General features: G+C 36.8%; 21 protein-coding genes. 14 read left to right on the top strand and 7 right to left on the bottom strand.

Annotation, left to right across the window (positions count from 1 at the left end; translation table 11 throughout):
- Window positions 1-757: 757 nt before the first annotated feature.
- Window positions 758-1,999 (bottom strand): multi antimicrobial extrusion protein MatE, encoded by a 1,242-nt coding sequence (locus tag K8L98_RS15050; protein WP_223435830.1) that lies wholly within the window; start codon window positions 1,997-1,999, stop codon window positions 758-760.
- 798 nt (window positions 2,000-2,797) lie between these two features.
- Between K8L98_RS15050 and K8L98_RS15045 the strand changes: the two genes are divergently transcribed.
- From K8L98_RS15045 to K8L98_RS15035, 3 genes are all read left to right on the top strand, one after another.
- Entirely contained in the window at window positions 2,798-3,127 is a 330-nt protein-coding gene (locus tag K8L98_RS15045) for a DUF2834 domain-containing protein (RefSeq protein ID WP_223435829.1), read from the top strand.
- Window positions 3,128-3,288: 161 nt separating this feature from the next.
- Window positions 3,289-3,741: a GNAT family N-acetyltransferase gene (locus K8L98_RS15040; protein WP_223435827.1), complete on the top strand. Its 453-nt coding sequence runs from the start codon at window positions 3,289-3,291 to the stop codon at window positions 3,739-3,741.
- Window positions 3,742-3,912: 171 nt separating this feature from the next.
- Window positions 3,913-4,413, top strand: coding sequence for a DinB family protein (locus K8L98_RS15035; protein ID WP_223435825.1), 501 nt, complete (start codon window positions 3,913-3,915; stop codon window positions 4,411-4,413).
- Window positions 4,414-4,514: 101 nt separating this feature from the next.
- On the opposite strand, the gene K8L98_RS15030 is transcribed toward K8L98_RS15035, so the two are convergent.
- Window positions 4,515-5,060, bottom strand: a complete 546-nt coding sequence (locus K8L98_RS15030) for a DinB family protein (protein ID WP_223435823.1) — start codon at window positions 5,058-5,060, stop codon at window positions 4,515-4,517.
- A 223-nt stretch (window positions 5,061-5,283) separates the two neighbouring features.
- Here K8L98_RS15030 and K8L98_RS15025 point away from each other — a divergent pair, with 223 nt between their 5' ends.
- The 7 genes from K8L98_RS15025 to K8L98_RS14995 all read left to right on the top strand — a co-directional run bounded on the left by K8L98_RS15025 (window position 5,284) and on the right by K8L98_RS14995 (window position 12,774).
- A complete protein-coding gene (locus K8L98_RS15025) occupies window positions 5,284-6,522 on the top strand; it encodes an ROK family transcriptional regulator (RefSeq protein WP_338036979.1) in 1,239 nt (412 codons plus the stop codon).
- A gap of 228 nt (window positions 6,523-6,750) precedes the next feature.
- Window positions 6,751-8,547 (top strand): glycoside hydrolase family 2 protein, encoded by a 1,797-nt coding sequence (locus K8L98_RS15020; protein ID WP_223435821.1) that lies wholly within the window; start codon window positions 6,751-6,753, stop codon window positions 8,545-8,547.
- 110 nt (window positions 8,548-8,657) lie between these two features.
- The gene (locus tag K8L98_RS15015) at window positions 8,658-9,917 is read left to right on the top strand and encodes an extracellular solute-binding protein (protein ID WP_223435820.1); all 1,260 of its coding nucleotides are present in this window, start codon (window positions 8,658-8,660) and stop codon (window positions 9,915-9,917) included.
- A gap of 219 nt (window positions 9,918-10,136) precedes the next feature.
- Window positions 10,137-10,997: a carbohydrate ABC transporter permease gene (locus K8L98_RS15010; protein WP_223443473.1), complete on the top strand. Its 861-nt coding sequence runs from the start codon at window positions 10,137-10,139 to the stop codon at window positions 10,995-10,997.
- Between the two features lie 3 nt (window positions 10,998-11,000).
- Window positions 11,001-11,843 (top strand): carbohydrate ABC transporter permease, encoded by an 843-nt coding sequence (locus tag K8L98_RS15005; RefSeq protein ID WP_338036978.1) that lies wholly within the window; start codon window positions 11,001-11,003, stop codon window positions 11,841-11,843.
- A gap of 52 nt (window positions 11,844-11,895) precedes the next feature.
- Window positions 11,896-12,321, top strand: a complete 426-nt coding sequence (locus tag K8L98_RS15000) for a hypothetical protein (RefSeq protein WP_223435818.1) — start codon at window positions 11,896-11,898, stop codon at window positions 12,319-12,321.
- A 63-nt stretch (window positions 12,322-12,384) separates the two neighbouring features.
- Window positions 12,385-12,774 (top strand): ROK family protein, encoded by a 390-nt coding sequence (locus K8L98_RS14995; RefSeq protein ID WP_223443468.1) that lies wholly within the window; start codon window positions 12,385-12,387, stop codon window positions 12,772-12,774.
- 236 nt (window positions 12,775-13,010) lie between these two features.
- Here K8L98_RS14995 and K8L98_RS14990 read toward each other — a convergent pair whose 3' ends face one another.
- The 4 genes from K8L98_RS14990 to K8L98_RS14975 form a co-directional block, all read right to left on the bottom strand.
- A complete protein-coding gene (locus K8L98_RS14990) occupies window positions 13,011-13,751 on the bottom strand; it encodes an anti-sigma factor (protein WP_223435817.1) in 741 nt (246 codons plus the stop codon).
- Window positions 13,752-14,306, bottom strand: coding sequence for an RNA polymerase sigma factor (locus K8L98_RS14985; RefSeq protein ID WP_223435816.1), 555 nt, complete (start codon window positions 14,304-14,306; stop codon window positions 13,752-13,754).
- Between the two features lie 109 nt (window positions 14,307-14,415).
- The gene (locus tag K8L98_RS14980; RefSeq protein WP_223435815.1) at window positions 14,416-14,904 is read right to left on the bottom strand and encodes a COG4315 family predicted lipoprotein; all 489 of its coding nucleotides are present in this window, start codon (window positions 14,902-14,904) and stop codon (window positions 14,416-14,418) included.
- 25 nt (window positions 14,905-14,929) lie between these two features.
- A complete protein-coding gene (locus tag K8L98_RS14975) occupies window positions 14,930-15,715 on the bottom strand; it encodes an extracellular solute-binding protein (RefSeq protein ID WP_223435814.1) in 786 nt (261 codons plus the stop codon).
- A gap of 351 nt (window positions 15,716-16,066) precedes the next feature.
- Between K8L98_RS14975 and K8L98_RS14970 the strand changes: the two genes are divergently transcribed.
- From K8L98_RS14970 to K8L98_RS14960, 3 genes are all read left to right on the top strand, one after another.
- Window positions 16,067-16,420 (top strand): VOC family protein, encoded by a 354-nt coding sequence (locus K8L98_RS14970; protein ID WP_223435813.1) that lies wholly within the window; start codon window positions 16,067-16,069, stop codon window positions 16,418-16,420.
- 611 nt (window positions 16,421-17,031) lie between these two features.
- A complete protein-coding gene (locus K8L98_RS14965; protein WP_223435812.1) occupies window positions 17,032-17,493 on the top strand; it encodes a VOC family protein in 462 nt (153 codons plus the stop codon).
- Between the two features lie 614 nt (window positions 17,494-18,107).
- A complete protein-coding gene (locus K8L98_RS14960) occupies window positions 18,108-19,580 on the top strand; it encodes a protein adenylyltransferase SelO (RefSeq protein WP_223435811.1) in 1,473 nt (490 codons plus the stop codon).
- A 346-nt stretch (window positions 19,581-19,926) separates the two neighbouring features.
- Here the strand turns inward: K8L98_RS14960 and K8L98_RS14955 are convergent, their stop codons facing one another.
- Window positions 19,927-20,700 carry a phytanoyl-CoA dioxygenase family protein gene (locus tag K8L98_RS14955; protein ID WP_223435810.1) on the bottom strand — a complete coding sequence of 258 codons (774 nt, stop codon included), beginning with the start codon at window positions 20,698-20,700 and terminating at the stop codon, window positions 19,927-19,929.
- A gap of 141 nt (window positions 20,701-20,841) precedes the next feature.
- On the opposite strand from K8L98_RS14955, the gene K8L98_RS14950 reads away from it, so the two are divergent.
- Window positions 20,842-21,702 (top strand): AraC family transcriptional regulator, encoded by an 861-nt coding sequence (locus K8L98_RS14950; RefSeq protein WP_223435809.1) that lies wholly within the window; start codon window positions 20,842-20,844, stop codon window positions 21,700-21,702.
- The last annotated feature ends 206 nt before the right edge of the window (window positions 21,703-21,908 follow it).

Raw genomic sequence — 21,908 nt, 5'->3', positions numbered from 1 at the left:
TTAAATTTTCCATTAAAGGGCCAGATTTTTTAATAACATGATAAATTTAATGTTGGATATTTATGTTAATGTCATTATAAAGAGTGTTAAATATTTTACTTAAAGAAACGTTTAGCAAATATGATGGTGCAAGACAATTTCCGGCTCCACGAAACTGATGAATAATGTAAATCAAATTTTAATTTTCAATTGAATTTATGATAATTTATAATATAAGGCATTGTTACTTAATAAATAGGGGCATGACTGATGAACCTCCTGTAATGGGAGTAGAGGAACAGCCCAAGTCTAACGGGAAAGAACGATTGGTGCATTGCCCCAATCAGATAGGAACCTGGGAACATCCCTTCTGTTAGGAGGGACGCTGCAGTGTAAGTAACGGTGAACTTATGATCAAGTAGATTCGGTTAAAGGGAGCGCGGAATGGGGGAAAACTCGCACGTTCCGTGTGGAGCAGGGGAAATGCCGGAGATAGCTTCAAACGCTTACCTATTGCGATTGTGGAAGAAGCTAACTTATATTTAACGACTTTATTGTTGCATATCTAAATACGGTGAAGATAGCCGCGGTATTCCTTTCTTTTGTCCACCTTGTATAATTAAGAATATAACCGTACCTTTTATTCCAAACATTTTTTGTGAGCGCATACATTCTTCATGAAAAGGAGTTCAGGCTTGGCAGGATTGACCCCCATAGAAAGATGTTTACCCGGTTCAATAACATCTCAATGTAGTTAAAAAACTTATTTATAGAATTTTTATCCATTTATATATTTGCTTTTACCTGGTTTTTCATTGCACACTTTCTTCTCAACCCTGTATATAATAAAAACCAATACACATAATTCTGTTAACATTCCTATTGATTGTGCAATAGCACCAATTTTCCCGTTCCAATATGGAACAATACTAGAAGTTATGACTAAAACAAGAAATGTTAAGAGTAAATTGGCTGACTGAGAAAGAACCATCACCTTTGTTTTGTTCCGTACCATTAATAATCCATTACAAAAGTCTATAAAAGGAAAAACAAGTGTCATTAATAAAAAAACGTTTAAACTATCCAAACTTGCCATTACTAGGAGTTCGTTTGCACCTAATACATGCTCAATAAAAAAGGCACCAATTGGAGTAAAGCAAAACAGAGACAAAATACCTGTAGGAATAAACCCTATTATTAATGTGAATCTTTGAACTTTTTGAGGATGATCTTTATAAAATGTTAGGACGATTTGATGAGTATAAGTGAAGAAGCTCAAGAATAATTGTGTAATACTTAAGGCAATTGCATAAGACGCAATCGCAAGTTCAATTTCATTAGTTTTTCCTAAAAAAACATTAATAACTGGACCAACCATAACAATTATTAATGATGATAGAATTAACGGATTATAAAACCGGAAAATTTGAGATTTTTTTGTAATGGTATGTTTCTTATCATCATCAACCATCTTCTTCACTAGAATTCTACCTTCTGTAAAACTAATTATACTTTCAATCATCATACCTGCCAAAAAGATATAAGCTCCTGTTTTGGCATTAATATGACCGGTATTAATAAAAACTAAAGATAATAAATACATCACGATGAGCCGTATGACCATTCCAATTGTCAACCACTTCGTTTGTCTATTTATAATAATAACTCCCTGAAATAAACAGCGAATTGCTGAAAAAAAGGTTACGATAATCAGTATTTGATAAACATCAACTATTTGTGCAATCATGTTCTCATTAGCACCAAAAAGTGTAGTAAAAACCCAATTGCCGATAGGTGTATACGCAATTGTTCCAGAAACCACCATTAAAGCCGTTAGAACATAAGCACCAACAATCGTCATCACCTTAAACGACACCTTGTCACGCACCAAAGCAGAACAGGCATTACGCAATAAAACACCAAGACGTTCTGTTATGCCAAATAAGCTCATTGCTATGGCATAACTAGCAATAATGACCTCGGGATTCTCTCCTCTTGTTAAAGTTCCATTAATTATCATATGGGAAAACGTAACTAAGCTCGCTGATAATCCTAAGGGGATAAAAAACAAAAGGATCTTTTTAGTCGGCAGGACTTTTTCGATTGAATCAATAATAATTCCCTTCTCCCTTGTTTATTTATAAAAGATTACTAATTAACTCTGATAATGTTAATGGTTTTATAGATGCGTATTATAACAATGATTTTACCAAAAATTGAAAACTCATTCTAGGATATTATTTCTTTCTAATTTTCAAATATAAAGTTTTCTTATGTACATCAGCATGTGTCACAATGTTTTTCACAATTAATCAATCGTGTCTCTGCTAGAGACCCATACTTCTGGAGGATTTGGAAAAATGTATTTTGAAGGTGCAAACTGGTTCAATAAACTGACTGTTAAACATAAATAGAATAACAAAACAACTCCCATTTATATCTTGATTAACTAGCAGTCAAATTACCTTATTTGCTAATACAAATCATATAAAAGAGCAGCGGTAGCTGCTCTTTTTAATATGGAAAATCTTCTGCAGCTGTTATGAAATGATAGCTTGTGTTCTGTTAAATGGCCAGATTGTTGAGGAACGTTTTCTATATATAAACGTAAATTTTTGTTCAAAAACAGAACAGAAATTGTGATGATTTTCACTTAAACTAACGGGCTGGATTGTGGAAGAGTCATTTTCTATCATCTTTAGTTAAATGGTCAGATTGTTCAATAAAGGAATCTTAAATAATATATATTTTTTGAACGATTTTAGAATTAGTTATGGTAATCTAATAGTAAATTTGTTGAAAAAGGGGAAATTATCCAGTGGAAAAATTATATTTAATTTTAGGGTTAATTGGTACTGTTTTTCCGTATTATTTTTTTATTCAGTTCCTCAGGGATTATGGACTTGATTTAGGTTTAATAATGGAATTATTATTTTCTAACACGATATCGGCCTTTTTTGCAGTTGATTTTTTAATCTCATGTGTTGTTTTCTTGGTATTTATGTTCAATGAATCACTAAAATATAACATTAAAGAAAAATGGATTTGTCTTATATCTCTGTTTACAGTTGGATTATCTTTAGCTCTTCCTTTATTTTTGTTTTTTAGACATTCTTATATTAATAGTAAAAATCAAAGTATAAATTAGAAAATAAGCATGTTTAAGTTAAGATAAGTAAAATGTTTATTCAAGTATCGGGCGCAAGAATTGAGCAACAATGGACTATTTCAGTAGTCCATTGTTGACGGAATTAGCGATTACTATTTTATAAGAATATGAAACATAATCTAATTAAATGAGGGATAGATTTGATTAAAAAAATTGATATTACTAATCCGAAATTTGCTGAAGAAGTTTTAAACGTTCAACTCCCATCTTATAAGGTAGAGGCAGAAATAATTGACTTTTATGAAATACCGCCATTAAAAGATACTGTTGAAACGTTGCTGCAATGTAGTGAAACTTTCTTTGGTTATTACATAAGCGAAGAGTTATGCGGGGCTATTTCTATAAAGGTTGAAAAAGATGTAATGGATATACATCGGTTAATAGTGCATCCAAACTATTTTAAAAAAGGCATTGCCAAGATGTTATTGGATTTCATTGAAAGCCATATAGAAGGCATTGAAACAATAATAGTGTCAACGGGTTCCAAAAATACACCAGCAGTAAATTTCTATGAAAAAAACGGATTCTCAAAAATAGGTGAAACAAGAGTAAATGAACGTTTATCTCTAACTTCCTTTAAAAAGAAAATTTAAGCTAAACTAGCTAATAGAAGTTAGTATGATATTCAACAATCGGGCGCTATTGCCGAACTATGAGCATCCGCTTTTTTACAAGGCGGATTAGAATAGTTCTATAAATGATTCGCAGTAAATATTTTAGAAACTGTAAACCTGGAATAAAAGAATATAAAAGAGGTGTTTAATTTGAATGATTATCACACAATTGAAATCTACAAAAACCACCTGCAGCACTTTTCGAAGGATCAGTTAAGACATATTTCTGCTGAAGGGACCTGGTCTATCGGGCAAATGTATCTCCACTTGATTGAGGTTGCATTTGAGTATCTTGAGAATGTTGAAGCTTGTTCAGCAGCATCTGAAGAACAAAAACTTGGAAAGACGGAAGCAGGAGAGATTTTGTACAAACGCGGAGGATTTCCTCCAATTAAAATCAAGCTGCCGGCAGATCCAGAAAACACACCAAGCAATACCAAAAGGAAAGAGGAACTTATGCAGGGGCTCATTCAAGTAGAGAAGAGAATGAGAGTGTGGGAAGAGAAGGTAAATGTCATTAATCCTAACTTCAAAGTAAAACATGGGGGCTTCGGCTGGCTCAATGCAAAGGAATGGTTCGATCTTGTCGACATGCATTTTCGTCATCATTTACGTCAGAAGCGGGAATTAGAAGAAAAGATATGCCTTTAGAAAGAAAAACAATAACCCTTCCATTTATTCAATCAGAATAGCATGGAAGGGTTTTAAAGTTTTGATTAATAGCAATGTCTAACAGATTTCAGCGAAATCCATTAGTAACATGATGGCTTTCCTGAAAAACTATAGACATTAAAATCTGTCATAGGTGCATCTGTTAATCCCGCATTACGGCCAATCGTTGTAATCTGACCTCGGTGATAAGTACTGTGATTCATGACTTGGAGGATAAATTCAAATCTGGGTCGAGTTTCATTAAACCATGGAGTTTCAACTTGACAAGGTCCTGTTATGGAATTTTCGGTAAGTGAATGAACATATTGAGATAACTCTTTTGAACTTTTCTCCACCATACTAAACACTTCCTCCATTGACTGAGTGGATTTCTCTCCAAACTGACCCAAATCTGGCGGTGATTCCTGCTTAATCACTTGCAGCCAAAAATTTTGAACATCCGCAATATGCTTGAGCGTCAGCTTGATAGTTGGAAAACTCGAAGGGACTTCCTGTACCATTTTTTCAGACGGTTTTGTTTTGAGCCACCCGGTCATTTTCGTATTTGCCCATAGGTTATAGTTCGCAAGATCTTTTGTTAGCGTCGTTAGATTCATTTCACTGCCGGAAAGTTCTTTTTCTATCATAATAGCTCTCCTTTTTTCACATTTGTAGAAAAGTTCAACAAAAATAATCACTTTCCTTTATTTAAAGGGCAAATAGATTTTATAATTGCCTAGCAGTTCTTATAGGAATATTTTTGTATATTTATTAGGAGTATATTATAGTAATGTAAAGTAACTTAATTAACAAAGAATTACTAATTCTATGCAGTGCACATGACAAAACTGAAGTCATAAAAAAGGCGTGATGAATAAAATGACGTTTACTCTTAAAACGGGAAGCTTTGAAGGGATGAGATCCCTAAATCAATCTTCCGTGCTCAATCTTATACGCTTGAGAGAACCAATATCGAGAGCAGAGATAGCGAAGATTACAAAATTAACGCGTCCTACAGTAGGGGATATTGTGAGTAACCTTGTTGAACAGAATCTGGTCATAGAAAAAGAATCAAATAGTTCAAAGCAAGGCGGCAGAAGGCCAATCATGCTCAGTATTAATTATAAAGCTCGTTACATAATCGGTGTTTATGCGGCAGCGGAGATCATTCGTGTTAGTCTGACAACAATGGATGGGCACATTGTCTATAATCTTTCTAAAGAGCTTGAAACTCTTCCTTCTAAAGAAGATTTTATTACCCTTATAAAGGAAAGCATCTACTCAGTGCTAGAGAATAGCAAAGCAGATAAATCCCTGATAATTGGTATAGGTTTTGCCATGCATGGTTTAGTTAATCCGGACAAAGGACTTGCCATTTTTTCTCCGCACCTGCATCTTGAAAATATGCCGATCAAAGAGATTCTTGAACAGGAATTCCACCTCCCTGTAACCTTAGAAAATGATGTTCGTGCCTTGGCAATGGCAGAAAGCTGGTTTGGACAAGGAAAGGGAGTTTCAGATTTTATTTGTATTAGTGTTGGCAGAGGTATTGGATCTGGCATTGTAATGAACAGCGAAATCTACAAAAGCTCTTTTCATACTGCCGGTGAAATAGGCCACACTGTTCTTGACGTAAATGGCCCTATGTGTGAGTGCGGAAACAATGGCTGTCTTGAGGCTTATGCATCGGAAGCGGCCATTCTTAAAAAAGTTCATAAAGGATTGGATTCTGCTGAAGATTCTATTTTAAAAGAGTGGGTAAAGGCGGATAGGAGTAACCTTTCGATTGAATTGATATTCAAAGCTGCAGAAAAAGGAGATCCCCTGGCCAGTCTTATTGTTGAACAAAGTGCTAAATCTTTAGGATTGGCAACAGCTAACTTAATTAATATTCTGAAGCCGTCCAAAATTATTCTTGAAGGCCGTATTTTTGAGCAAGGCGATCTAGTTATTTCTTGTGTTAAGGAAATGGCAGGCAAATATACAATAAGAAGTTTGGAAGAAGAAGTGGACATTGTCTGTTCTGCACTCGGAAAAAAAGGAATGATCCTTGGCGCTGTTTCTGTAGTAGTTAAGAAAATGTTTGAAGCTGGGGGACTGAATACTTAATGTTCAGTCACCATCTTTGACATATACCCATAGTCAGAATCATGAGCCAGCAATGTGTTATTTTAATAATGTCAAAGACAGCAGAAACTGAATACTTTTGAGCATTAAATGTGTTCTAGGAATAAAGTACCATTATCAGAAAATTTAAATAATAGATATTTACATTTATTTTTTTGCATATTATAGTTAAGTAAATTAATTAACTATGATAGCAAAGGAGAAAAATAAATGGTGTACCGTAAAGAATATCCCCGTCCACAGCTCGTCAGAAAGGAATGGCTGAATTTAAATGGCGCTTGGCAATTTGAATTTGACGATGAGAATGCTGGCTTAAAAGAAAAATGGTTTAAGAAAGAAAAAAAGTTTGGCAGAAAAATTGAGGTTCCTTTTGCTTTTCAGGCAGAGCTTAGCGGTATTAATGAGAGTACTTTCCACGATTGGGTCTGGTATAGAAGAGAAGTGGAAATTCCAAAAGATATGTTAGGAAAGCAAATTTTTCTGCATTTTGGAGCGGTTGACTACCGTGCTGCCGTTTATGTGAATGAACAGTTAGCAGGAACTCATGAAGGCGGACACGTTTCCTTTTCTTTTAATATTACAGACTATTTAACTGGAGAAAAGGAATCCATCGTTATAAGAGTAGAAGACCCTTCAACAGATGAAACAATTCCCAGGGGCAAACAATTTTGGCTGGAAGAATCAGCTGGTATCTGGTATACACGGACAACAGGAATTTGGCAAACCGTTTGGCTAGAGGCAGTTCACACCACTCATCTCTCAAAACTTCGGTTTACCCCCAATATAGATTCCGGGGATATTCAAATTGAATTCGAGGTGGCTGGGGAGTTTAAAGAGAAAAAGGCATTAATAGAAATATCATTTAAAGGCTCAAAGATTGCAGAAGAAAGAATAGAAATTTTTGATTCATTTACAAAGAGATCAATCAATCTGTATAATCGTCAGATATTTAAGGCCGGCTATCATCACGAAGGATGGAACTGGTCTCCGGAAACACCAAATTTGTTTGATGTTGTCATTAAAATTATAGATGCTGAGATCGTAATAGACGAAATTACTTCTTACTTCGGAATGAGAAAAATACATACCGAAAATGGAATGGTCTATCTAAATAATAAACCCTATTATCAGAAACTAGTGCTGGACCAAGGGTACTGGCCTCAAGGGCTGCTGACAGCACCAGATGATCTGGATTTTAAAAAGGATATTGAACTTTCAAAAGAAATGGGATTTAACGGATGCAGAAAACATCAGAAGGTTGAGGATCCGCGGTTTCTGTATTGGGCAGATCATCTGGGGTTCCTCGTATGGGGTGAGTGTGCTGCATCTCCTATTTACAGCGAGGATGCAGTAGCGCGGTTAACTAGGGAATGGATTGAAATTATCGAGCGTGATTATAATCATCCTTCGATTGTAACGTGGGTTCCAATAAATGAAAGCTGGGGAGTCCCAAACATCTGCAATAATGAACAGCAGAAACATCATTCATTAGCCATGTATCATCTCATTCATTCGCTTGATCCTACTAGGATTGTCATTTCAAATGATGGGTGGGAAATGACCACGACAGATATATGCGCCGTCCATAATTACAACCATGGACACAAGGAAGAGCTAGAGAAATATGAGCATTTCAAGCACTCACTTTCTACAAAGGAAAAGCTGCTGATGTCCCGTCCAGCAGGAAAAAAGATATATACAGAGGGCTTTGATTACCAGGGTGAGCCAATTCTATTAACTGAATTTGGCGGTATCGGCTTTAAAATTGGGGATGCCGCTGGCTGGGGATATACTTCTGTATCAAGCGAAGGAGATTTTGTAAGCGATTACGAAAGGATTATAAAAGGCGTTTATGCCTCAAGAACCCTTCATGGATTTTGTTATACACAATTAACAGATGTGGAACAGGAGATTAATGGAATTCTAACCTATGACCGCAAGCCGAAATGCGATCTGAAAGAAATCAAGAGGATTAACAATCTGTGGCATATTGACACAGTCGAATAACTTTCAAAGCTTACAGGGTGAAAAGAAATATAAGCGCTGTACTATGGGCTGAGGCTATTCATTTTGTTTTTAAGTGATAAATGGTAATCAAAAATTTCAGGGGGAATACTATGAAAATCACTATGAAATCAATGTTCAGTTTATTCGTTTTAGTAAGTCTCGTGTTTACGCTCGTTGGATGCAGCTCAAACAGCACATCAGGTGCCAACAGTAAAGAACTTGTATTTTGGAACCCTTTTACAGGGCCTGATGGGAAGAATATGCAGCAGATCATTAATAATTACAATAAAACAAATCCAGAATATAAGGTTAAAAACGTATCTTTAAAAGAACAGGATATGTATACCAAAATTCCTACAGTAGTTAACTCGGGAAAAAACATTCCTGATATGACAATCGTTCATGCAGAGAGAATTAAAGGGTTCACTGCAAATGAGATGCTAACCCCATTTGATGAAGCATTAACAGATTTTCCGGAAATAAAGGAAGAGAATTATGTTAAGTCTGGCTGGGATATAGGAAGCTTAGAAGGGAAAAGATACAGCTTGCCTTTAGATGTTCATAGTTTTGTTATGTATTACAATAAAAAGCTTGTTGAAAAATATGCTCCAGGGGTTTTAGAAGATAATATTGTCACATTCGATGAAATAAAAGCAGCAGGTGAAAAAGCTAAAAAAGATAACATTAAAGCAGTAGGGATCACATGGACGAGACCAATCTTCCTGTCTCTTTATCACCAATTTGGCGGGGATATAACAAGTGATGGCGAAAAACCAACGCTTAATACACCCGAAGCCGCAGAGGCTTTAAATCTATTGAAATCACTTGTTGATGAAAAGCTGACAAACAAGGATGGAGAAGACCCAGGGCAGCTGTTTAAATCAGGGAAGCAGATTTTTTATCCTGAAGGAATCTGGATGCAAAATGGCTTAAACGAAGTGAAATCTTTGGAATGGGGAATGACAAACTTTCCTCAAATTTCAACCGATAAAGTTGTTAACTGGAGCTCATCCCATCAGTTTGTCATGCTAAACAGCAAGGATCGAAATCAAGAGAAAACAAATGGGGTTATGAAATTCCTCGATTATTTGAGACAAAATTCTCTTCCTTGGGCTGAGGCAGGACAAAATCCGGCTGCACTGGCTACCTTAGAAGACCCAAAATATTTGGAACTGCCTCAATCCTTCCTGGTAAAGGATGAAAAACAGCAGGAAACGCTTAAAATTTTTGACTATCAATATAATGGTTTTGTCGTTGACGAGATTGATAAAATGGCCGGAGATGCCATTTTTGGAAAAGTGAAAATCGAAGATGCTCTTAAGAAAGCGCAAAAATCGGTTGAGGATAAGATCAGTCAGAATAAAAACTAACATAGAGCGAATTTCATTCAACGCGTGATGAAGAGTAAAAGAGGCTGTCAATCATGAAAGGATCAACCACTTGTTTTTGCATGGTTTTACCCTTTCATGATTGTCTCTCTCTATTCGATCAAAAAAGAATAGGAGACATGCTATATGAATCGTCCAGCGATAAAGCAGCAAACCCGACTTGTACCTGCTTTACAGGAGATCAAGGTTCCTAAAAAGAAAATGAACCTTTCCCCGCTCATTTATATCGGACCCCACCTGATATTGTTTCTTGTATTCTTTTTCATTCCAACGTTATTTGGTATTTATATCTCTTTTACAAATTGGGATTTGATTAATCAGCCGGAATTTGTAGGTTTGGCTAACTATCAGGAAATTTTATTTAATAAAGAATCAACGTTTCATACACAGCTGTATACAGGGCTTGGTAATACCTTTCAATTTGTCCTGTTTACGGTTCCAGCATGTATCGCCGTTCCGCTTTTGCTTGCAGCAGGTTTGCATGCAAAGCCTAAGGGGATGGGGTTTTTTCAAGCTTTATTTTATGTGCCGACACTTTTTTCTGTATCAGCAGTCATGATTATATGGGCAATGCTTTTTCATGTAACTTTTGGACCCATCAACCATTATTTTAAGCTGGATACAAACTGGGTCTCTGTTCAGCCTTATGCCTGGGTAGCTCTTGTAATCGTAACTGTCTGGTGGTGTATTGGAGCGAATATGATAATCTACCAGGCAGCTCTAGGCGGAATTCCAAAGGAATATTTTGAAGCTGCGTCAATCGATGGTGCAGGCAGTGTGCAGCGCTTTTTCAAAATTACATTGCCGAGTATTAAAGGACAGCTTATGTATACAGTTGTCATTACGACGATTGCCCAATTCAATGTTTATGGCCAGCCGTTAATGCTGACAAAAGGAGGACCTGACAGTTCAACAACTGTGCTGCTTATGTATATTCAGCAGAATGCGTTCGGTTCCGGCCAATCTATTGCCGGCATCGCTTCAGCTATGGCTGTAGTCTTAGGAGTCTGTATTATGATTGTTTCAGCCATTCAATTCTTCTTTTTAAGACAGCGTGATTAGGAGGTGTTATCTATTAATAATCGGGCCGCAAAGCTGATATCGTTTTTCTTTTTGCTGGTTATGGCATTTATCTGGATTGTCCCATTAGTTTATACATTTTTAACATCATTTAAAAATGAAGCGGATCTTCAGGCAAATGGCTTCACCATTTTGCCGATCAACTGGGTGATGACAAACTATCAGGATGTTCTTTTTAATAATACAAGTGCGCCCCTGGCTAAATGGTTTATGAACTCTCTTATTATATCAGCCTCTCAGACTATTTTAGTGGTAGTAGTGGTTTCATTGGCTGCATTTGGTTATTCCAGACTAAAATTTAAAGGAAGAAACGCCCTTTTTCTCTTTTTAATGGCTACCATGATGTTTCCTAGTGTCGTAAACTTAATTCCGCTTTATAAAATGATTGATTCTTTAGGGTGGGTAAATAGCTATCTTGCCGCAATTGTCCCTGGTGCAGCGGGTGTATTCAATATTTTCCTGGTTCGTCAGTTTTTAAATGGCATTCCCAGGGAATTTGATGAGTCGGCGAGAGTCGATGGAGCCTCTGATTTTCAAATATTTTTGAAAATCATTTTGCCCTTGCTTAGACCCGTTTTGACAGTAGTAGCATTATTTACGTTTACTGGAGCTTGGAATGACTTCTTATGGCCATCCATTGTCTTCAACGATGTTGAAAAAATGCCGATAACTCCAGGATTGCAGCTGATTCAGGGAATGTATCAATTGGATATTGCCCATGCGTTAACTGCCGCATTAATAGCGATTATCCCGACTTTTATCCTGTATTTATTTACGCAAAAATATTTTGTCGAGTCCCTGTCATTGTCTTCGGGTGTCAAAGGGTAGATTTCATGGAACTGGAACATTTTCATCCTATCCAAAAAGGAGATAATGAACTGTGAATAGAAAACTTGAGAGAAGACTTGTTTTAATAGGGGCGATATGGGAGATTTTCACAGGAGCGGTGACCATGCTCTTTTATGCATCCGCCATAAAAAAGCAAGGGCTTAGCGTCAGAGAAACTTCCTTTGGAAAAATGGAAGCCATACAGTCTCTTTTTGGAAGCATGTACATGTTTGCGGTAACATTCGGGATGATATTCATCACGCTTGGATTTATAAATTTGTATCTCATGAATAAGCTTGATGAGCAAAAAATAGAAGTGAAACTGCCAGTATGGTTTATCTTTGTAGGACTTGTATCTTATTTGCTGATGGACATTCCAGGAGCTGTTCTATGTCTTTCTGCTGGAATTTTAGCTTTGGCTAAAAATAAGTCGATGAGAAAACTAGGTCAGTTACATGAAGAATCTCAACTTTCTTAGGCAAGATAGGGAGCATATCATAATAAGATCAATGAATTTGAGGCTGATTCAACAGATAGTTGAATCAGCCTCAAAGCTTTCGTCCAAGACTATCTAGAAGAAATTAAGAGTAAAGAGGTAAAAAAGAACATATCAGGGGAAGAAATTATTCATCTGGCTATGAATGATGATCCTGCAGCTTTTTCCGTTTACAGCCGATTTGTTCACTTTATTAGCATAGGCCTTGCAAACATCACTCACCTGCTTAATCCAGAAGCCATTATTATTGGCGGCGGAATAACAGAAAAAGCTGACCGTTTAATAATAGATATTAATAAAAATTTAAAAAAGGAAGTAATGGAGTACTACGGACATGATTTGTTAGTTCTTCCATCTATGCTGGGAAATGATGCGGGTTTATATGGTGCATGCTACAATATGATTAACAAGCTAAACATGGTGTATAAATATTAAAATTATGATATTTTTTATAATGGAAAATAGATGTATTTTTTTTGATTAGAGAAGATACAGAGGGGGTTCCTGCTGATTTGGCAGGAGAAGATGCTGGTGTCTTTAATTTTCTGAATATATCGATGAAATATCAATTTTTTCGGTGGAAATTGAAATATTTCTGCGATCGCCCAAAAATCATGACAACACGGACTCACCACAATTGGAAAGTCCGTGTTGCTTCCAGAAATGAAATATCACGACGATCCCACAATCTTTTTGCCTCTTGGCTGGGTGCTGTATTGGTCAGGTTCGACGGTAATACCGATTTGATCAAAATCGGAGTTTTGTACAAGCTGGTAGGTTAACACTCCGGCCCCGCTTTCATCCGGCTTGAAAATCCCGGCATTCTCCCGCTTGCCATTTTTTAACAGCCACACCTGGTATACTTCCGATCCTTCTAACCTAGGCAAATTATTGACTTGTACAACCAGCCTCTTGTCTTCGCCCTGCTGCAAAATAGATGCATGGCCCCTCACGTTGCTGTTCGCTTGATTGGCGCTCTGTAAAGAAAGTGTTGACAAAACTTCAATTGGAGCGTATTTTAAGTTTTCTTCACTCACAAGTTCATTTTTCAATTTTACATTTGAAATTGACTGACCGATAGACAGGCACATAAAGACTAGCACTATAACAGCAGATATGGGGGTAAACTGCCTTTGAAAAAAGCTGCCCCATTCTTCCAGCTTTGCTCGGATTGACTTATTAACATTCTTTTTTTCACTCTCGAACACAAAATCCATTACGTCCACCTTTAAGGATGCAGGTACTTCTTTTTCTTCAAAGTCCCAATGTAATGAATTCCAGGCTTCTGTCATGTGTTCATACTCCCTTGAGCATTCAAGACAACGCTGTAAATGCTCTTCAAATTTTCTTTTTTCTTTTGCATCCAATTCATCCGCTATAAAAGAAAGCAGGTTTTCACATTCTCTGACCATTTATAAATCCCCCATTTCCAAATGCTTCTTTAATTGTTTGAGAGATTGATGAAGCCTGCTCTTAACGGTTCCTACCGGTTCGTTTTCGATCTTAGCAATTTCTGTTAGAGAATAGCCTTTCCAGTATAGTAAATCGATCAATCTTTTTTGCGACATATTTAATTTGCTTTTTGCCTTGGCCACTTCACTGAAAATCAGCCTTTTCTCAATTTCATTGCTCGGATCTGCTATTTCAATTGACCAACTTGGATCCATTTGTCGGTTGTTTTGGGCATGAATACTGTCTTTCCGGATATAATCAACGCAAACATTACGGGTAACCGTCAGAAGCCAATTCGTAAAACTGCCTTTTAATGGGTCATAGCTGCTTTTTGTCGTCCAAAGCTTTAAAAATACTAACTGGACAATTTCTTTCGTTTTATCTTCATTGCCGTTTGTAAATTTAAATCCAAAGCTATAGACTAATTTAATGTAGCGATCATAAAGTTCTTCTAGAGCAGGACGATGCTTTTTTTTCACTAATCTCATTAATTCGTCATCACGTTTGTTCTTCAATCGTACCTGCACTCCTCACCATTGATATCTTTATTATTGGTTAAACCCATACAATAAAATGATGAAAAGGAACCATCACTCGCGTGAAAGTTCCTGATCCTTTTTATATTTATTGAAAGACTGTTTCACTGTTTACAATAAACCATACATCTTTCACACCCTGGCCGTTTACGTCACCCTCTTTTTTGTCATTTACAAAGTAGTACAGAGGGTATCCTTTGTACGTTACCTGCTCCGCCCCAGTATCCTCTCTTGTAATCGTACCGAAGTCTTTTTTATTGAACCCATCCGGCACTTCAAATTCCTTTTCTGTAAATGGCGGCCATTTTGCTAAGCAATCACCAGTGCAGTTGCTTTTTCCGGACACGTCATTTTTAAAATAATATAGCGCCTTTCCCTCTGAATCAGTAAGATACTCACCTACCGCTTTATCCTTAAGCAATTGCAAACTTGCCGCGTCTTCTTCTTTAGCAGCGGTTTCCGATGCTGCATCAGTTTCGCTTTGAGTTCCCTTTGCCGTTTCTTTAGCTTCATTTCCACAGGCGCCTAAAACAAATATAGCAGCAAAAATTGATATAACAAACATCCATTTTTTCATCTCCAACCACTCCTTATACTAGTTATCATTTCCATCCCCATTTTTGAAAAACTTGGTGTGAAGCTTCTGTTTTTAAGTAGTCGATAAACATTTTTGCTTTTTTCTTATTGTTCGAATCATTCGTCAAACTAATAGGTGTTCCCCTATACAGTTTGTCTTCATCAGGGAGCTGAACCAAATCTGTCTCGTCTTTTAACCGATAATGCCAAGACTCGTATGTAATCCAAGCATCATATTTGGAATTAGATTTCCAGTACTCAATGGCTTCCGCGCTTGATTTCACTGAAATGGCAATATTGCGGTCAATTCCTGGAATAAGCCCTTTTCTTCCCGCCAAATCCTCCCACAGTCCAAGCTGGCCTGCACCATTGACATCAATGATTTTAACGCCATTTTTCGTTAAATCCTCCAACGATCGAATGTTCTTTGGGTTTCCCTTTCTGACTAAAATGCCTGCCGCTCTAGGATACAGCTCTATACGTTTTTTCTCATCAATCATTCCGGGATATTTGAGCATAAGGTCACGTAGCATATATTCGGAGCCTCCATAAATAATGTCGGCATCCTGTTTGGCTTTATCGATCCATTTTGCTTCTGGACCAGCAGTTACATTCACTTTTATTCCCGTTTCCTCTGTAAACCGTTCCGCCAGCTCTTTCATTGGCCCGAGAGGTCCTCCTGGTCCGTAAACGTTTACAACTTCATCATTATTTCGGCTGGTCTGCGCCTGTTTTGAATCCGCAGCTTCCGAAAACCCGAGCAGCACTAGCATTATTAATAATAATCCAGCAATAAAAACGGTTTTGTTCATTTCCATCCCCCTTTTTTGTATCACTATAGGTAACGAGAAAAAACACAAAACGGTTTGAAATAATTTATTTTTTTAAAAGAATTTTTCAATGCGGTGTTTTTTGTATTTATAGAGCCTTTTCAAGGATACGCCTTTTAAATGTGTTAATAGAAGCAATTTACTTCAATCTTTTGGCTACACTCTTAACTATTAAACATCTATCCTATTTTCAAACTGCATACTGCTTCGTAAAACGGAAAAAAAATCATTTAATACTCCTTTTAATTGTTGAACTTTAAAAGCAGGTTAGTTAAACAAAAAAACGAATGTAATAGCTAAGGCAACTATGTAAATAATTATGGAGGTGTTTATTTGAATAACCCTATTTTAAATCAAATCGGAACAGTCTTTATTCCAGTGAGCAGCATAGAACAAGCACGAGATTGGTATTGTGATATTTTAGGTTTACAAGCAGATGGAGACATTCAATTTGGTCATATTTACGTTATACCTCTGAATGGTACGGGGATTGTTTTAGACAGCAAGATTTATTCAGAACATAACATTATAAAAACCCCCTTATTTCATTTCAATACAGAAAATATTGAGGAAGCATATACTTTTATGAAGAAAAAGAACATTGATGTGATTACTGAAATAGAACATAATCACTATTTTAATTTTAAAGACCCTGATGGAAATCATCTGATGATTTGTAAGTGTTAATTAATATCTATTGAGATGATGAATAAGAAAGGAATATTTGAAGTATTTAGTTTCTAATCTCATTTGTGAATAGTTAATCTTCAACAATCGGACACTCTTCTTTAGTAAGGAGGTGTTTTTTACTAAGCGGTATAATGGAATAGCCAAATAAAATACAAGTGACATATGAGATTCGTTAATCTATTACTCTTCAGTTGAAAAAGATTATAAAATACAATTTAAAGGCGTATCCTGTTTACAAGAGGATACGCCTTTAAAAAATATTAATTGATTCTTTCAATCAGCTAATTGCTTAGTAAAGCGGTTATAAAACCATCCAATATATCAAAGTTTGATTAAGCTTAATGGGCATTTATTAAAGTGAATTTTATTCTATAATTGGGCACTTATCCAAATTGGGATAGTGTCTTATTTAATGAAAAGTTTAAAGTGAATGTTTATGATTTGAAATGAAATCGCTCAGTTTCTGTTAACCAATTTTCAGGTAAAGTCCAAAGTCGTACGACTTAAAACGTACACATGTTCAGCCAAATATACGATTCCTCTTTATTTCTTATTTGTTACAATGGGGAAAAATAACAAATCTATAGAAAATAGGGAGGGACTTATGAATGTTTCCAGGAACTCTATATGAAACACATGTTCAAACAAAAAATTTAGAAACAGCAATAGAATTCTATAAGAAACTAGGATTAGATCTAGCCCATTATATTGAAGAGCGCCGTGCAGCATTCTTTTGGTTTGATAAAAATAAAAAGAGAGAACAGATGCTTGGCGTTTGGGAGGTTTCAGAAGAAAATTTTCATAAAAGCCACTTTGCATTTAAGATTAGCTATGAGGATATCATACTTGCCAGAGAATGGCTTCTTGAAAAAAGTATTAGTCCAAGGCCAGCTTTTGGGCTGGAACCCTCTGAACCCATGGTTCATACTTGGACACCTTCTGCTAACCTCTACTTTTATGATCCAGACGGAAATTCTTTAGAATTTCTTTGTTTACTTCCCAAAAAGAAGAATGTGGAACGAGATGTCATGTATTTAAGTGAATGGGAAAATATCAGAAGTGATGGATAGGATAAAAAATCATTATTATCGAAATTCTCATCAAAATCGTTAAATTATTACTCATGTTTTTTCAAAGTGCAACTGGACTAAAATTGCTGGTATCACCACGGGTAACATGTTGGTTTATACACAGCAATTTTAATGTCAGCAGTTGCGTTTTTGATTTTTATTTACCAAGTTTGGCATAAATGGTTTGAAAAATATTGAACAGCATTTTCAATAAATCTAAATGCTCAGAGAGGAAATTCTCTGAGCATTTATTATTCAATTCCTTCGTGTATCCTTGATGGATGAATATGGTGTTATCAAAAACTTCTTATTATTTGAATGCGGCACAATAAGACCTTACTTTATTATCCATCATTTATAAGATACTATGGAGAGGAATACAGCGTTTGCCACATAAACTTCCTATGAATTTAATGGTACAGATAAACAGATGATAAGAACTGGAACAAGTGTAAGTGAAAGTATAATTTCAAGATGTTATTTATTGGAATGTATTTTCCCTTCAAATGATCCTGAATCAGTTGAACAAGCATGTTAATTATAAATTTTCGATAGTTTTGTGAGTGAAAACACTTGATGTTACATAAAAGACAAAAAGAAGAGAAGGAGATACTATGACAAATAAAAAAGAAAAAAAAACAGGATGGAACTTCGACAACAGTTACGCCAATCTGCCGAAATCATTTTTTGCCAGCGTAAATCTTAACCCTGTAAGTTCACCGAAATTGATTATTTTTAATGAACCTTTGGCAGCATCGCTTGGGTTAAACATACAGGCGCAAAAAAGCGAAGATGGAGTAGCGACGCTTGCCGGCAACGAGATTCCTGAAGGTGCTTTGCCTCTGGCTCAAGCTTATGCAGGGCATCAATTCGGCCACTTTACCATGTTAGGGGACGGACGGGCCATGCTGCTTGGTGAGCAAATCACTCCCCATGGTGAGCGGGTTGATATTCAGTTAAAGGGGTCAGGCAGAACACCATATTCCCGCGGTGGCGATGGACGGGCTTCACTTGGACCTATGCTGCGAGAATACATCATAAGCGAAGCCATGCATGCGCTGGATATTCCTACCACTCGCAGCCTGGCAGTGGTGACAACCGGTGAACCGGTAATTCGCGAAACTGAGTTGCCTGGTGCGATTTTGACCCGAGTGGCTGCCAGTCACTTGCGCTTCGGAACATTTCAATATATTTCAAAATGGGGATCAGTCGAAGAACTCCGGGCCCTTGCTGATTATGCACTTAAGCGTCATTTTCCAGACGCTGATAAGGACGAGAGCAGATATCTTTCTCTGCTTCGGGAAGTAATTAAGCGTCATGCCATGCTGATTGCCAAGTGGCAGCTGGCTGGCTTTATTCACGGAGTGATGAACACAGACAACATGACCATAAGCGGAGAAACCATTGATTATGGTCCTTGCGCTTTCATGGATGCCTATGACCCGGAAACGGTATTCAGTTCCATTGACATTCAAGGCAGGTATGCCTATGGAAATCAGCCGTATATTGCCGGGTGGAACCTTGCTAGATTTGCGGAAACCTTATTGCCGCTGCTGCATGCCGATCAGGAGGATGCCGTCCAGCTTGCGCAGGACGAAATTTCAAATTTTATTGAGCTGTACCAACGAAATTGGCTTGCAGGAATGAGAAGGAAACTGGGATTATTTAATGAAGAGATTCAGGATGAAGCCCTTATAAACGACCTCCTGAAGCTGATGCAGAAGCATCGCGCTGACTATACCAATACATTCCTTGCATTAACTTTTGATAATGCGGAGGGTACGATGCTGTTTGGCACTAAAGAATTTGCTGATTGGCATAAGCAGTGGCAGGATAGACTTGGAAGGCAGGAAGAACCAAAAACCATCTCGCAGCAATTAATGCGCAGAAACAATCCTGCAGTGATCCCCCGCAACCATCGAGTAGAAGAGGCATTAGATGCTGCTGTAAAACAAGGAGACTACAGTGTGATGGAGAGGCTTCTAGGTGTACTTTCCAGCCCGTACGCGCACTCTCCGGAACAGGCCGATTACTGCACACTTCCGCCGGAATCATCAAGTCCCTACAAAACTTTTTGCGGTACTTGACATCAAGAATAGGCATGGAATTTTAAGATGAAACAATTTATGGAATCTGATCAACAAGTTTCTATATTTTTTCAACAATTAGGCGCTTATCCAAAGCAAGGATTGCGCTTTTTTGATGGAATAAAATAGTGAAAAAATCAGTAAAACGATTAGGATGAATGAACAGGGGCGTTAAACTTGGTATGGAAGAGATTGTTTATTTTTTGCAAAAGGTCGCCTCCATAAGTTGTTTGTGCTGTTATAAACTATATACTTACACATAGGTTCGTACATATTATAAGAAAACAGAACATAAAAACCGTCCGTATATCCGAACGGTCTATATTAAAGTTAAATAAAATTACATTTACACAATTTTATATTTTGGGGTTACCCTTTCAAAATGGGGATTTTCACCATTTACCATCAGTCCCATACCCCAGTCAAAATGATCATTGCTTGTCGGGAAATCGGATGCATCCCGGTATTGGAAAAGGATATTTCTTCTCGTGCGATTACTTTTGTTAACATCCGAACCGTGAATGGTTAAGTAATTAAAAAACAACACATCGCCTGCTTCAGCTGGACATAATGTTCCTTCTGAAATCGGGTATTCCTTTTGATTTAAATAATGACTTCCTATATGCGGAAGGACCCCTTGTTTATGTGATTCAGGAATGACACGCAGACAACCGTTTTCTTCATTGCTGTTATCTAAATGGACACTTGCCGCTAACATGGTATGGTTTTCGTGCGGAAAGTAGGGATAATCTTGGTGCATAGGGAAAGCGGCACCATTTTCAGGCGGTTTTACAAGCATTTTTGAATGATGAAGCTGCACATTCGGTCCGATTATCTGTTTCAATACAGCACGCATATTCGGATGAGTCAACGCTCTTAAAAATACATGATCATGATAGTGAATATTATGAAAACCTTTTAATACTAGTCTTTTCAATTTTTCCTTTGGTAAATAGTCACCATCCCATGTGGCATTATGATCCTTATTCGCGTGTACTGCCCGCTGGATGATATTATCGACACCAGTACGCATTTCTTCAACTTCCTGCTGATTGAATACTCCTTTTACCAACAAATACCCCTGATCTTTGTAAAAATCTACATCACTAGATTGAATCATTTTCCCCAGCCTCCTTTATAGTTGTAAAAATTGACTTTATCTTCACAATTATTATAATAATGTTAATCCTTTTCTGTATTTGAATAAAACCGCCATTTTTTTGTCTGATTCCGCCATTATTAAATAAATGAGGGGATAGCTATGTATCTTGTAAAGGAAAGTGTTAGCCGATTAAATCAACATTTAGTATTAACTGGACAGGGAGCATCTTTTCGTATTAATTATTGGGGAGTCGATTCACAATTGACATACAACCCGGTCCATCGGCATTCATCGTTTGAGGTTTGTTATGTTCTAAATGGGGAGGGAACATATATAGACGATGGGAATATCTATTCTCTCTATCCAGGTACCTTGTTTTATTCACGACCAGGCATCACACATCAAATATTAAGTGAAAAGGGTCTTTTCTTGTTATTTGTTTGTTTTGAGGTTGACGAGAGGCGTTCATCAAGAGAATATATAAAGCATTATCTTTCACTGGCACAGCAGGATCATGTTTTGATTCATAATGGAGATAATTCTTCTACTGCAACTCTTTGGAAAACACTCCTCGTACCCATTCAAGAGCAATGGGCAGTATCGTCTGACACATTGCCAAACTTAGCTCATACTCTGCTGGTCTCCTTTCTTAACTTGTTTCTTAATCATAAAGATACCTATAAAAATAACATGAATCTTCCACATTTTATCTTGCAGCAGGCAAAAAAATTTATAATTGACAATTTGGAAAAAGAATTGTCATTAGAAATGGTTGCTCAATATCTTAACGTTTCAACTAGACACCTGTCCCGGTTATTTTCTACAGGAATACATGAGAACTTTATTACATTTATTCGAAAGGAGCGTGTCAAACAAGCTGCTTATCTATTAAAATCGACAAACCTTCCAATAAAAGAAATTGCAGAAGCGACAGGATTTGGAAGTGTCCATTATTTTACAAGAGTTTTTCAAAAGGAAACAGGGCTCCCGCCTGGACGATTCCGAAAAACAACCAACTAGAAATATATCTTTATTTTGAAATGGAAAACACTGATGCTATTAAAATTCTGAAAATTGACAATCGTGTGAAATTAAACTATCCTTTATATCGATAGTTATTGGGGACGGTTCAAGTAAATAAAGACTTTAATGTTAAAGCGCGCATTAAGATGCTTCCATCATTGAAATGATAACGCTTTCAAAAAAGGATTGAATCAGATCTATTA

This window comes from Metabacillus dongyingensis, from assembly GCF_019933155.2.
Lineage (GTDB): Bacteria > Bacillota > Bacilli > Bacillales > Bacillaceae > Bacillus_P > Bacillus_P dongyingensis.
The sequence above is the reverse complement of the archived record's forward strand: the minus strand, read 5'-3'. Positions and strand labels throughout refer to the sequence as shown.

Coding starts and splice junctions, on each gene's coding strand:
- K8L98_RS15050 (WP_223435830.1), bottom strand. CDS start 1,999: ATGATAATTAATGGAACTTTAACAAGAGGAGAGAATCCCGAGGTCATT.
- K8L98_RS15030 (WP_223435823.1), bottom strand. CDS start 5,060: ATGATAGAAAAAGAACTTTCCGGCAGTGAAATGAATCTAACGACGCTA.
- K8L98_RS15025 (WP_338036979.1), top strand. CDS start 5,284: ATGAATAAAATGACGTTTACTCTTAAAACGGGAAGCTTTGAAGGGATG.
- K8L98_RS15020 (WP_223435821.1), top strand. CDS start 6,751: ATGGTGTACCGTAAAGAATATCCCCGTCCACAGCTCGTCAGAAAGGAA.
- K8L98_RS15015 (WP_223435820.1), top strand. CDS start 8,658: ATGAAAATCACTATGAAATCAATGTTCAGTTTATTCGTTTTAGTAAGT.
- K8L98_RS15010 (WP_223443473.1), top strand. CDS start 10,137: ATGAACCTTTCCCCGCTCATTTATATCGGACCCCACCTGATATTGTTT.
- K8L98_RS14990 (WP_223435817.1), bottom strand. CDS start 13,751: ATGGTCAGAGAATGTGAAAACCTGCTTTCTTTTATAGCGGATGAATTG.
- K8L98_RS14980 (WP_223435815.1), bottom strand. CDS start 14,904: ATGAAAAAATGGATGTTTGTTATATCAATTTTTGCTGCTATATTTGTT.
- K8L98_RS14975 (WP_223435814.1), bottom strand. CDS start 15,715: ATGAACAAAACCGTTTTTATTGCTGGATTATTATTAATAATGCTAGTG.
- K8L98_RS14965 (WP_223435812.1), top strand. CDS start 17,032: ATGTTTCCAGGAACTCTATATGAAACACATGTTCAAACAAAAAATTTA.
- K8L98_RS14960 (WP_223435811.1), top strand. CDS start 18,108: ATGACAAATAAAAAAGAAAAAAAAACAGGATGGAACTTCGACAACAGT.
- K8L98_RS14955 (WP_223435810.1), bottom strand. CDS start 20,700: ATGATTCAATCTAGTGATGTAGATTTTTACAAAGATCAGGGGTATTTG.
- K8L98_RS14950 (WP_223435809.1), top strand. CDS start 20,842: ATGTATCTTGTAAAGGAAAGTGTTAGCCGATTAAATCAACATTTAGTA.